General features: G+C 68.7%; 14 protein-coding genes. 11 read left to right on the forward strand and 3 right to left on the reverse strand.

Translation table 11 applies throughout. The annotated features are described in order from the left end of the window. Positions 1-5 precede the first annotated feature (5 nt). Genes AOK24_RS08995 through ygfZ form a run of 3 tightly spaced genes read left to right on the forward strand, consistent with a single transcriptional unit; the run spans position 6 to position 2,049 of the window. Complete coding sequence (locus AOK24_RS08995; protein WP_055719525.1) at positions 6-581, forward strand: heme-binding beta-barrel domain-containing protein; 576 nt, start codon at positions 6-8, stop codon at positions 579-581. A 16-nt stretch (positions 582-597) separates the two neighbouring features. Continuing rightward, positions 598-1,026, forward strand: a complete 429-nt coding sequence (locus AOK24_RS09000) for a Fur family transcriptional regulator (protein WP_055719526.1) — start codon at positions 598-600, stop codon at positions 1,024-1,026. Between the two features lie 54 nt (positions 1,027-1,080). After that, on the forward strand, positions 1,081-2,049 hold the full coding sequence (gene ygfZ / locus AOK24_RS09005; protein WP_055719527.1) for a CAF17-like 4Fe-4S cluster assembly/insertion protein YgfZ: 969 nt from the start codon (positions 1,081-1,083) through the stop codon (positions 2,047-2,049). A gap of 61 nt (positions 2,050-2,110) precedes the next feature. Here ygfZ and dtd read toward each other — a convergent pair whose 3' ends face one another. Next, positions 2,111-2,536 (reverse strand): D-aminoacyl-tRNA deacylase, encoded by a 426-nt coding sequence (gene dtd / locus AOK24_RS09010; RefSeq protein WP_055719528.1) that lies wholly within the window; start codon positions 2,534-2,536, stop codon positions 2,111-2,113. Between the two features lie 262 nt (positions 2,537-2,798). Here dtd and AOK24_RS09015 point away from each other — a divergent pair, with 262 nt between their 5' ends. From AOK24_RS09015 to AOK24_RS09025, 3 genes are all read left to right on the forward strand, one after another. Next, complete coding sequence (locus AOK24_RS09015; protein WP_055719529.1) at positions 2,799-3,314, forward strand: RsiG family protein; 516 nt, start codon at positions 2,799-2,801, stop codon at positions 3,312-3,314. 54 nt (positions 3,315-3,368) lie between these two features. Continuing rightward, positions 3,369-4,688, forward strand: coding sequence for a GNAT family N-acetyltransferase (locus AOK24_RS09020; RefSeq protein WP_055719530.1), 1,320 nt, complete (start codon positions 3,369-3,371; stop codon positions 4,686-4,688). A 375-nt stretch (positions 4,689-5,063) separates the two neighbouring features. Beyond that, the gene (locus AOK24_RS09025) at positions 5,064-5,987 is read left to right on the forward strand and encodes a winged helix-turn-helix domain-containing protein (protein ID WP_193554915.1); all 924 of its coding nucleotides are present in this window, start codon (positions 5,064-5,066) and stop codon (positions 5,985-5,987) included. Here AOK24_RS09025 and AOK24_RS09030 read toward each other — a convergent pair. Next, on the reverse strand, positions 5,977-6,156 hold the full coding sequence (locus tag AOK24_RS09030; RefSeq protein ID WP_055719532.1) for a hypothetical protein: 180 nt from the start codon (positions 6,154-6,156) through the stop codon (positions 5,977-5,979). The genes AOK24_RS09025 and AOK24_RS09030 overlap by 11 nt on opposite strands. Before the next feature lie 227 nt (positions 6,157-6,383). On the opposite strand from AOK24_RS09030, the gene AOK24_RS09035 reads away from it, so the two are divergent. Continuing rightward, positions 6,384-7,262: a FadR/GntR family transcriptional regulator gene (locus AOK24_RS09035; protein ID WP_240553750.1), complete on the forward strand. Its 879-nt coding sequence runs from the start codon at positions 6,384-6,386 to the stop codon at positions 7,260-7,262. Continuing rightward, on the forward strand, positions 7,262-8,011 hold the full coding sequence (locus tag AOK24_RS09040; protein WP_240553752.1) for an HAD family hydrolase: 750 nt from the start codon (positions 7,262-7,264) through the stop codon (positions 8,009-8,011). Before AOK24_RS09035 ends, AOK24_RS09040 begins: the two co-directional genes overlap by 1 nt. A 19-nt stretch (positions 8,012-8,030) precedes the next feature. On the opposite strand, the gene AOK24_RS09045 is transcribed toward AOK24_RS09040, so the two are convergent. Next, positions 8,031-8,213 carry a hypothetical protein gene (locus AOK24_RS09045; protein ID WP_055719534.1) on the reverse strand — a complete coding sequence of 61 codons (183 nt, stop codon included), beginning with the start codon at positions 8,211-8,213 and terminating at the stop codon, positions 8,031-8,033. 174 nt (positions 8,214-8,387) lie between these two features. Here AOK24_RS09045 and AOK24_RS09050 point away from each other — a divergent pair, with 174 nt between their 5' ends. From AOK24_RS09050 to AOK24_RS09060, 3 genes are all read left to right on the forward strand, one after another. After that, entirely contained in the window at positions 8,388-9,248 is an 861-nt protein-coding gene (locus AOK24_RS09050) for a winged helix-turn-helix domain-containing protein (RefSeq protein WP_055719535.1), read from the forward strand. 163 nt (positions 9,249-9,411) lie between these two features. Continuing rightward, the gene (locus tag AOK24_RS09055; RefSeq protein ID WP_055719536.1) at positions 9,412-11,568 is read left to right on the forward strand and encodes a phosphotransferase family protein; all 2,157 of its coding nucleotides are present in this window, start codon (positions 9,412-9,414) and stop codon (positions 11,566-11,568) included. Positions 11,569-11,603: 35 nt separating this feature from the next. Beyond that, positions 11,604-11,910, forward strand: a 307-nt coding sequence (locus AOK24_RS09060; RefSeq protein WP_159051827.1) for a TetR family transcriptional regulator, incomplete at its 3' end; no start/stop codon positions are given.

Below are 11,910 nucleotides of genomic sequence, written 5' to 3' on the forward strand. Positions count from 1 at the left end.
GCCTGATGATCGAGATCCCGTCCGACCTGCACAAGGACCTCCTCCCGCTGACGTTCCTCCTCGGCCAGTGGGCCGGCGCGGGCGTGCACGACTTCCCCGGCTCGGAGAAGTGCAACTTCGGCCAGGAGGTGTCCTTCACCCAGGACGGCCGTGACTTCCTGGAGTACACCTCTCATACCTGGGTACTGGACGGCGACGGCAACAAGGTCCGCCCCCTGGAGTCCGAGCACGGCTTCTGGCGCATCGACGCGAACCGCAAGGTCGAGGTCACGATGGTCCGTGACGACGGCGTCGTAGAGATCTGGTACGGCGAGCTGGCGGCCAAGCAGCCCCAGATCGACCTGGTCACGGACGCCGTAGCCCGTACGGGTGCCTCCCGGCCGTACACCGGTGGTAAGAGGCTGTACGGGTACGTCAAGAGCGACCTCATGTGGGTCGGCGAGAAGCAGACTCCCGACGTAGAACTCCGGCCGTACATGTCCGCGCACCTCAAGAAGGTCGTCACCCCGGAGGACGTGGCCCGCTGGGCCAAGGCCCTCCCGCAGGACATGCCGGATGACGGGATCGCTTTCTTCAAGTAGTCCTAGACTCTCCAGTGTGGTGAGCACCGACTGGAAGAGCGACCTCAGGCAGCGTGGGTATCGGCTGACGCCGCAGCGGCAGCTTGTGTTGGAAGCTGTCGACACGCTGGAGCATGCGACCCCCGACGACATCCTCGTGGAAGTGAGGAAGACGGCGTCGGGGGTCAACATTTCCACGGTCTACCGGACGCTGGAGCTGTTGGAAGAGTTGGGGCTGGTGAGTCATGCGCACCTCGGGCACGGCGCGCCGACCTACCACCTCGCCGACCGGCACCATCATCTGCATCTCGTGTGCCGCGACTGCGATCGCGTGATCGAGGCGGACGTCGAGGTCGCGGCCGTGTTCACGGACGCGCTGCGGGAGCGGTTCGGGTTCGAGACCGACATGAAGCACTTCGCGATCTTCGGGCGGTGCCAGGAGTGCTCGGCGAAGGACAAGGAGTAGCGGAGGGGCGGGAGCCTCGCCGGGTCGCGGGGGCCGCGTCGTAGGGTTGGGGCCATGAAGAGTCCCTTGCTGTCCTTGCCGGGTGCGGTGTCCGCGGAGGGTGTGGACGACGGTGTCGCCGCCCACTACGGGGAGCTGTTCCGGGAGCAACGGGCGCTCGCCGACGGGCGGGGGTTCGTCGACCTGTCGCACCGGGGCGTCGTCGCCGTCACCGGGGACGACCGGCTGGCCTGGCTCCATCTGCTGCTCACCCAGCATGTGAGCGACCTCGCCGCGGGCGTCGCCACCGAGGCGCTGATCCTCTCCGCGAACGGGCACATCGAGCACGCGCTGTACCTCGTCGACGACGGGGCGACCGTGTGGGCGCACGTCGAGCCCGGGTCGCAGGAGGCGCTGATCGCGTACCTCGAGTCGATGAAGTTCTTCTACCGCGTCGAGGTCGAGGACCGGACCGCCGACTTCGCCGTCGTGCATCTGCCGGCCGGGTCCGTGGCCGAGGTGCCGGGGTCCGTCGTGGTGCGGGAGACGCCGTACGGGCGTGATCTCTTCCTGCCCCGGGAGGAGCTGGAAGAGTTCGCGGGGCGGGTGGGCGATGCCGCCGGGCTCCTCGCGTACGAGGCGCTGCGCGTCGAGCAGCACCGGCCCCGGGTCGGGTTCGAGACCGACCACCGGACCATCCCGCACGAGCTGGGGTGGATCGGGACCGCCGTCCACCTCCAGAAGGGGTGCTACCGGGGGCAGGAGACCGTCGCCCGCGTCCAGAACCTCGGCAAGCCGCCCCGGCGGCTCGTCTTCCTCCATCTCGACGGCAGCGAGGTGCAGTTGCCGGCGCGGGGGGCCGAGATCCGGCTCGCCGCGGAGGGGGAGGACGGGCGGAAGATCGGGTTCGTGACGACCACCGCCCGGCACCATGAACTCGGGCCTATCGCGCTGGCGTTGGTGAAGCGGAATGTGCCGGTGGATGCGGAGCTGGTGGTGGGGGAGAAGACGGCTGCGGCCCAGGAGGTCGTCGTAGCACCGTAGGGGTAGCTCTGCGGGGTTCCTCCGGAGGTGGCTTCGCGGGTAGCTCCGCAGGGGTAGGTACCTACATCTCCAGCAGTACCGTGAACGGGCCGTCGTTCGTGAGGGATACCCGCATCTGGGCTCCGAAGCGGCCCGTGGTCACCGTTGCACCCAGCGCACGCAGTTCCGATACGACGGCCTCGACGAGGGGCTCGGCGACGTCGCCGGGGGCCGCCGCGTTCCACGTGGGCCGGCGGCCCTTGCGCGCGTCGCCGTACAGCGTGAACTGGCTGATCACCAGCAGCGGGGCGGCGATGTCGCTGCACGACTTCTCGTCCGCCAGCATGCGGATCGACCAGAGCTTCCGGGCCAGCTGGGCCGCCTTCTCCTTCGTGTCGTCGTGGGTCACCCCCACCAGGACACACAGGCCCTCGCCCTCGAACCCGCCGACCGTCTCGCCCTCGACGACCACACTCGCGCCGTCCGCTCTCTGCACCACTGCTCGCATGGGTCCATGATGCCGGGTGCTGCGCGGGCGGCTGCGCCGGGTCGTGCAGGGCTGCTGCGCCGGTTCGTGCCGGGTGGCTCCCCGGGGTCACGCCGCGTGGCTCCACGGTCGTAACCGGGTAGCTCCAGGGGCGTACCGGGTGGCTAAAGCCCCCCATCTGGGGCCGTTCGGGGGCACTCGGTCACATAGCGGCCACTTGGGGTGGCACCATGCTTCCCACACGCCCGGTCGAGGGGACGGTCGAGGGGACGGTAAGAGGCGGATGAGCACACTCAGTACATCGGGTACGCGGTACGAGGAGTACGACCTGACCCGGCTCAGCCTGGCCGAGCTGCGCGACCTGCGCCGGGACGCGCTGCGCGACGAGGCCGATCTCAGTTACGTACGGCGGCTGTTGCAGGGGCGTATCGACATTCTGCGGGCCGAGTTGGCCTGCCGGGGGACCGCGGTGGTGGGGGGCGTGGTGGAGCGGCTCTCGGAGATCCTCGCGGACGGGCCGGCCCGGTACCGCTCCTCCGCCCGGCACGTCACCCTCGGTACGCCCCAGGGGGAGGAGTACCGGAAGCTGGCCGCGGAGATGCTGGGCGAGGTCGAGCTGTCGGACCTGTCCGCCCGTACGGACGGGGAGCTGAGCGAGGCGATGGGGAGACTGGAGAGGTACGAGCAGGAGGTCTCCCGGCGGCGGCAGGGCTTGCAGCGGGCGGCGGACGACTGCGGGGGCGAGATCACCCGCAGGTATCGGGAGGGTGAGGCGCAGGTGGAGGACCTGCTGGGGTGAGGGCGGGCGGCAATTTGCTGGAGGCGTAGTCCTCAGGGTGCATAGCGTGGAGGTATGACGAGTGAACCTGCTGCGAGTGAACCTGCTGACAGTGAACCTATTGCCGTCCGGCTGATCGCCGAGAGCGAGCGGCACGAGTGGCTGCGCGCGATGAACGTCGGGTTCCTGCGGTCCTCCGCGGTCTCGGCGCCGCACGTCGAGGCGCGGCGCGTCGCGGACGAGGGGGCGCGGGCGTACGGGGCGTTCGAGGGCGACCGGGTCGTCGCGACGTACCGTTCCTTCGCGCAGGAGCTGACCGTGCCGGGCGGGGCGGTCGTACCCGCCGACGCGATCTCCAACGTGGCGGTGCTGCCCACGCACCGGCGGCGCGGCCTGCTGTCGCGGATCATGCGGGAGGACCTCGCCGCCGCGAAGGAGCGGGGCGACGTGGTGGCCACGCTGATCGCCGCCGAGTACCCGATCTACGGGCGGTACGGGTTCGGGCCGGCGACGTCGGTCGCCGAGTGGAGCATCGACGTACCGCGCACGGGGCTCGACCCGCGGTGGGCCGCGCCCGAGTGCGGGGGCCGGATCGAGGTGCTGGAGCCTGAGGAGGTCCGCAAGGCCGGGCCCGAGCTGCACGAGCGGGTACGGCGCGGGCAGGCCGGCGCGGTCAGCCGCGACCAGCAGTGGTGGGACCGTGATACCGGGGTACTACGGACGTACGAGGGCGAGCGGCCGGTGCCGACGTACGTGGCGTACCGGTCGCCTGCGGGCGAGGGCGCAGACGGGGGCGCAGGCGGGGGCGCGGGGCGGATCGACGGGCTGGTCGCGTACGAGGTCGACGACGCGTGGACCGGTGGTGGCCAGGCCGCGAACACGCTGACCGTGAAGTGGCTGATCGGCGTAACTCCTGAGGCGGAGCGCGCGCTGTGGCACTTCCTGTGCTCCATCGACTGGGTGGTCACCGTGAAGTCGGGCTGGCGCGGCCCCGGCGACCTGCTGCCCCGCTTCCTGCCGGACCCCCGCGCCGCGCGGATCACCCAGCTCGGGGACTGGCTGTGGGTACGGCTCCTGGATGTCCCACGGGCTCTGGAGGCACGGACGTACGACACCACCGGAGAGGTAGTACTGGAGGTGGACGACCCGGCCGGGCTCGCGGGCGGACGGTTCCTGCTCTCGGCGTCACCCGGGGGTGCGTCCTGCACCAGGAGCACCCGGGGCGCCGACCTCGCGCTGGACGTGACCGACCTCGCGTCGGTGTGGCTCGGCGACGAGTCGGTGGCGCGGCTGGCGGCGCTGGACCGGGTGCGGGAGGTACGAGCGGGCGCCGTGCGCGAGGCCGACGCCCTGCTGCGTACGTCCGGGCGGCCATGGTGCCCGGACATGTTCTGAGTCGAGCCCCCCGCAGGGGGATGGTGCTGTTCCTCCTCTCCGGTCACTGGTCGTACTCGGGTCGTACTTCTGACGGCGTAACTCTTCCGTACTGTTCCGTAGCTGTGCTCATGAAGTTGTGGCTGTGCTCGCGATGTTCGGTTGTGGCTGTGCGGTGGTGCCTCGTATGCGGTTGTGGCTGTGCCTGTGCGGCCAGGGCCGCCGTCTGTCTGCGGGCTCCCGGCTCCCCTCCGGAAGGGAGCCCGACCAACCATCTGAAAGTCTGACCACGTTGACCATGTCAGCTGAAGTTGGCAGCCAACTTCACTGTACTTATGTCCGCTTGGAAGCGTCTCATAACCATCTCCCGGGGAACTGCCCAAAGATGGCGGGAAGTTGTACTGTTTCGACGTGGAGCCGGAACCCGCCTCCGTCAATGGACGGAAAAGGCCACAGCGGCCACAGAAGTCGCACCACGAAGTGGCCGACGAACTGCGCACCCGGATCAGGACCGGAGTGCTGCGGCCCGGTGAACGCATGCCTACGCAGGCCCGGTTGGCCGACGAGTTCGGGGTCGAGCGCGGGGCCGTACGACAGGCCCTGCGCATCCTCCAGGCGGAGCACCTGCTCACCAACATGACCAAGGGCGCACCCGCAACTGTCGCCCTCGACCTGGGAGTTGGGCTCCAGGTGCGCGGTCCCGCGGCCCCGCCGCAGCCGACGACAGTCGCTCTCGCGCCGCGCATCGCCGAGGCGTTCGAGGCCGAACACGTCCGGATCGACGCGCTCTGCCTGACCGCCGTCTCGCTGACACTTGCCATGGGCGAACCCCTCCGGCACATCCACGCGGGGCGAATGAAACCGGCCAAGGTCGACGTGCGGGTGCTGCTGCCGTCGCGCAGCATCCCGCTCGCTTTCCCCGCCCCGCTGGACAGTTCGGTCTCCGGGCGGCTGCGCGAACACTGGCTGCTGCACCGCAACGCGCAGGGGCAGGTCCTCAAGCACAACCTCCTCGCGCTGCGGCAGACGCACGACATCGACGTCCAAGTCGACTTCCGCGCACTGCCGTTCACGCCTCCCGTCAAGCTGTATCTGCTCAACGGCGACGAAGCGCTGTTCGCCTACTACACGTTGCGGCGGCGCGAGCAACTCATCAACGACGAGCGGGTGGAGACGTACGACGCGGAGGGCACGCAGTCGATGCTCTTCGCGTTCGGGCGGGGGGCCGGGGCGCGCGACACCATGTTCGTCGAGCAGTCCCGGCTGTGGTTCGACGCGCTGTGGGGGACGATCAGCTCGGACCTCCAGCTCACGAGTTGACCGCCGGGGTCGTCATCAGTGCGGCCAGCAGCACGGCTCCTATCGACGTCAGGGTGGGGATCCTGGCCTTGATCCCGACGCTGATCAGCAGCATGGCGACGGCGCCTGACGTGCCGTACCTCCACTGGACGGCCTGTTCGAGGGCGGCGGTGACGAGGGCGACGGGCATGGGGCTCACCCCTTCCTTGTGTGCGGTGCTGTGACGGGGGCCGATCTCTTGGCGGGGGCCGGCTGGATGCGGACCGGCTCGATGCGGACCGGCTTGGATATGCCGGCGGTCTGCCAACTTGACCAAGTTGGCAACCAACTACACTGATGTTGTCCCCACTTGGCACCAACCCTCAAACAAGTTGTCGGCAACTGCCCTAAGATGGATCAGAGTTGTACCGTTCGACCGTGACGACCCAGGGGAAGGTGGCAGTGGACGCCGGCAGAAGGCTCTCGCCTCAGGAGATCGCCGACCATCTGCGGGAACGGATCCGGGTCGGAGACCTCAAAGCGGGTGACCGGCTGCCTACCCAGGCCGAGTTGGCCGACGAGTTCGGGGTCGAACGGGGCGCCGTGCGGCAGGCGCTGCGAGCCTTGCAGGAGGACGGGCTCCTGACGAACGTCAGCAAGGGCAGCCCACCGCGCATCGCCGAGACCCCTGAGGGCGAGGGCGACGAACCCCGCCCGACGATGGTCGCGCTCGCGCCCCGGCTGGTGGAGGCGTTCCAGGACTCGCGGGTGCGGATCGACGCGGTGTGCCTCACGGCGGAGAGCCTGATTCCGGCACTGGGGGAGCCGCTGCGGCTGATCCATGCGGGGGTCGCGAAGCCGGAGCGGATCGACGTACGGATCATGCTGCCTTCGCGGAAGATCAACCTGGCGTTTCCGGTGCAGGTGGGTGGGGTCGAGGGTGAAGACCCGGTGCATGACCGGTGGTTGGGGATGCGCAACGCGCAGGGGCAGGTGCTGCGGTACAACCTCCACGCGTTGCGCTCGCACGGTGTGGACGTCCAAGTCGCCTTCCGGGCCCTGCCGTTCACCCCTCCCGTCAAGCTGTATCTGCTCAACGAGGCGGAAGCGCTGATGGGTTACTACACCGTCGCGCGCTACGAAGAGCCCTCCGACGACGGTGTGCTTCTCGACATGTACGACGTCCGGGGCACCGAGTCCCTCCTCTTCTCCTTCGAGAAGAGCACCGGCCAGCGCGACGCGGCGTTCGTCGAGGAGTCGCAGCGGTGGTTCGACGCCCTCTGGGAAACCATCACGACAGACCTGACACTCTCCTAGTGACTTCTGATACGCAACAGACGGATCGGGCGGCTCTTGAAGGCGACAAGGCGACCGAAAAAGTCCAGGAGTTGATCGGTCGCGCCCGGGTCGTGCTCTGGGACTTCGATGGGCCCGTGTGCAGGCTCTTCGCCGGGTACCCTGCGGCGAATATCGCGGCGGGGCTGGTGGAGCGGCTCGAACTCCGGGGTCTGCGGGGGCTGTTGAGTGAGGTGGAGCGCGACAGCCCGGACCCCCATGCCGTCCTGCGTGCCGTGGACAGCCGGTGTTCCGGCAGCGACCTCGTCGTCGAGCTGGAAGAGTGGCTCACAGAAGAGGAGTTGACGGCGGCGACCTCGGCGCAGCCCACCCCGTACGCCGACCCACTGATCCGTACGTGGGTGGCGGTCGGCGCGCGGATGGCGATCACCACCAACAACTCCCCCCGGGTGGTGGGGAAATACCTGGCCGGTCGCGAACTGAGTGCCTGCTTCGCCCCGCACGTCTACGGCCGTACCGCCGATCTCCAGCTCCTCAAGCCCGACCCGCACTGCCTCAACAAGGCGCTGCGGGCGATGGGTTCGGCGCCCGAGGACGCCCTGATGATCGGTGACACGCCGACCGATCTGGAGGCGGCGCGGCGAGCAGGGGTGCCGTTCCTCGGGTACGCGCGCAACGACCTCAAGGGGAGCTTGTTGCGCGACGAGGGTGCGGAGGCCGTCGTCACCTCGCTGGAGCCGGTGCTGGTGGCGGTCAGGAAACGGGCGTAAGCGGTGGGGAAAGCCTTGCTCAGGCCTGGATCATGAGGATCGTCAGCAATGTGGCCGAGGCGACCGCGAGTCCGCTGTGGCGGGCTCGCAGCCCGACTCCCAGGCAGAACAACAGGAAGACGCCGAAGGGCCCAAGCCGTGCCTGGGCCAGGAGGCCCAGCGCCAGGCTGAAGGATTCCGTCAGGGTGGACAACAGGAGCATGCTCTTTCACCTCCTGACAACTCTCGGTGAAGCCTGCAACTAGCAGTCCAATTGGACTGGTTGACGTGAAGTGGTTTTTCCCTGACCGATAGATCCCTTAACAGGCAGTCCAGTTGGTCGGTTGATTTGACTGAAAGTGGTTTGTCGGCGGGGTGGTGGCGGTACGGTCGAAGAGTGGGCGAGCAGCAGATCGGCGATGGCGGCGGCAGGGAGTTTCAGCGGATCGCCGAGGTTCTGCGCGCCCGGATCATAGAAGGGGCCTACCCCGTAGGGAGTTTCCTGCCGTCGCAGCGGGATCTGGCGGACGAGTTCGGGGTCTCCCGGGACACCGTCCAGCGGGTGTTGAAGGAGTTGGCGAGCGAAGGGTGGATCCAGTCCCGGCAGGGGAGTGGATCGCGGGTGCTGAAGACCCCACTCATATCCTCCGGGGATCCGCGGCGCAAGGGCCGGGTCCTGTCCCTGAGGCCGCTGTTCGACGAGGCGTTCCAGGAGGCCGAAGTCGCCCTGGATGTCTCCACGTTGACGTCGGAGTCGCTGAGCGGCTACATGACGGAACAGGTGGGGCGGATCTACGCCGGACAGATCAGGCCTGAGCGGATCGCGGTGCGGATGCTGTTGCCCTCCGGTGAACTGCCGTATCCCCGCACCAGAGACGCGCCGGACGATCCAAGGCTCCAGGAACGGATGCGGAAGATCACTCAGCAGCATGTCGACTCGCTGACCCGGCTGTTCACGGAACTCCAGGCGCGCAGAACGGTCGACGAGGTCTCTCTGGAGATCAAGTACGTGCCGTTGCCACCGACGTTCAAGCTCTACCTGCTGAATGACCGTACGGCGTTGTTCGGTACCTACGCGGTGGTCGAGCGGTTGATCGTCCTGGACTCGGGCGACGAGATCGACGCGTACGACGTCCTCGGTCTCGGAGCCCCCCTCACCCACCACGTGCGCGACGACGACCCGGACTCGGCCGCCTCCGTCTTTGTGGAGGGCATGCGGACATGGTTCGAGTCGGTGTGGAGAACGCTGGCCAAGTGACCCAGGTGTAACGGGAGTTGACTAACATGCCAGAACGACTCCCCGCCCGCGCTGTCGAACAGACAGACACCCAGGAGTGGTGACTACACCCACGTCCCCACTGGGTCGTTACACAAGTCGCGTGCCTGTCATACCAGCGTGAGTCGTCCCATCGGAGCGGTCAGTGATCAAGCCCAGCGCCGCCTTGTCGTCGTTCGTCGAGGACGCCAGGAACAAGGCACCGGTCGCCAGCGGCCATCACAACGACAACTACGTGTGCGAGCTGCCGGAGTTCCTCGCCGACAGACTGGGCGAGGAGGCCGGTACGACCGTGCTGGTGCGGGTGAGACGGCGCGAGGCGCTGCCGGTGGTGATCCGGACCTGGCAGGACGAGGGCGCGATCCTGAAGGCCGTACGCCCGCATCTGCCCCACGCGCCGACCTGCCTGCTGCGCGCCCCGAGCTTCAGCATCCACAGCTATGTGCAGGGTGTGCCGCTGTCGACGGTCTGCGGCGACGGCAAACCCGTGGACGCCCGGCTCATGTCGGCACTGACCGAACTGCTGGCCCAGATGACGCGGGTACGGCGTACGGTGCTGCCGCCGCTGCCTTCGGGCTGGCCCGCTCACGGTGCCGACAGCCAGGCCTTCCTCAAGACCCTTGCCGTGGAGGCGGACCGGCAGATCAGGCTGCCCAACTGGCGTGGTTTCGGCGGCCTGTTCAGCTCGCTCGGCGTCCCGGAGGACGCGCTGACGCGCTTCGCCGGGCGGGTGCCGACGATGGCGCAACGGCCGTACAGTCTGCTGCACACCGACCTCCACCGCGACAACCTCATCCTGCCGTACGCCCCGGTGGAGGCGGAGGTGGTCACCGTGGACTGGGAACTCGCCACGTTCGGGGACCCGTTGCAGGACCTCGCCACCCATCTGGTGCGCATGCGCTATCCGGAGCACCAGTGGAGCGAGGTGCTCGTGGCCTGGGAGTCCGCGATGCGCAGGGTACGGCCCGCGGCCGTCACCGGCTTCGACTCCGACCTGCGGCACTACCTCGACTTCGAGCGCGCCCAGTCCCTCTACCCTGACGTCATGCGCGCCGCGCGGTCCCTCGACTCCTCTTTCACGCAAAGGGACTTGGACCGTGCGACCCGCGAGGTCGAGCGGGCGATGCGGGTCGCCGAACGGCCGTTGCGGCTGCGTTCCGTACCGGGCCGGGCCGAGATCGAGTCGGCGCTGTTCCGCTGGCTCGCCGCCCGGCGCGGTGGTGAGGTCAGCGGGCGGGACTGGCTCGGCAAGGCGTTCGACTGCCGGCTCGACACCGAACGGGTGCCGCTCGGTGAGGAGTTCGGGGCGGAACAGGTGAAGGCCGTGCTCCTCGCGGAGGGTGCGGCCGGCGCCGACCAGGTGTTCAAGGGGGCCTCGCACCTCAACACCGTCGTCGAGGTCCCGGGCATCGGCTTCCCGGTCGTCGTGCGGCGTGAACTCCCCGACGTACGGCGGCGGGAGCGGCGCCCGCTGTACGAACACGCCGTGCTGCGCGCCATCCACGCCTCCGACGTACCGGTGCTGGCGCCCAATGTCCTCGCGCTCGGGGAGAGTTACCACGACGATCCGTTCGCGATCCACACGTACGCCGGTCCGGACCCCGAGCGCGCCCCCCGGCATCCGGTGGACGGACTGCGGCCGTTCGAGGCGGACGCGCTGGTGGACCAGCTGTGCGCGTTGACGCGGGTGGACTGGAAGTCGCTGGACGCGGCGGCCGAGAGCCGTGATTTCTACGGGCAGTTGACCTCCTCGCTGGTCGGCCTGGTCTGCGAACTACCCAAAGAGACAGGCGAGTTGGCGAAAGAGGTGGGTCTGCCCGAGGCCGGCCTGCTGGACAAGCTGCTGCGTCGGCATCACATCACCCGCCGGGCTCCCTCCCTCCTCCACGGCGACCTCAACCCCTGGAACCTCGTCCGCCGTCACGACTCCGCCGAATTCACCATCATCGACTGGGAGTTGGCGCTCGTCGGGGACCCCCTGTACGACCTCGTCCGGCACATGCACCTGACGCCGACCAAACAGGCCATCAGGGAGCGGATGTTCGAGCGGTGGGTGAAGAAGCTCGGGGCGGAGCGGGTCGCCGGGTGGGAGAACGACTGGCTGGTGTACCGGTGGCTGGAGATCGTCCGCTCCGCCTACATCGACCTCGATCGCCTCGTCAGCAGAGAGGCCCTGGAGGCCCCCAACGTCCGCCGCGCCGTCGACTCGTACGGCCAGACCCTGAAGGCCGCCCTCGACGTCCTCGGCCTCCCCGTCCCCCGCGCAGCCAACCCCTACCTGGGGCTCGCGCTCACCGGATGAGACCCCGTGAGGGCTACGCTGCGTACGCTCGTCGCATGAGTGAGAGCGGTTTGCGGGAGCGCAAGAAACAGCGGATGTACCGGGATGTGTCGGACATCGCGGTACGGATGTTCATCGAACGGGGCTTCGACGAGGTGTCCGTCGCCGAGGTCGCCGCAGCGGCGGAGATCTCCAAGCCCACGCTGTTCAGGTACTTCCCGGCGAAGGAGGACCTCGTCCTGCACCGGCTCGCGGACCACGAGCGGGAGCCCGCGGAGGTGGTGACCGCCGGGCGGGCGCGGGGGCTCGCACCGGTGGAGGCGCTGCGGCGGCACTTCCTGGCCGGGCTGGAGGCGCGCGACC

The organism is Streptomyces niveiscabiei (assembly GCF_001419795.1).
GTDB lineage: Bacteria > Actinomycetota > Actinomycetes > Streptomycetales > Streptomycetaceae > Streptomyces > Streptomyces niveiscabiei.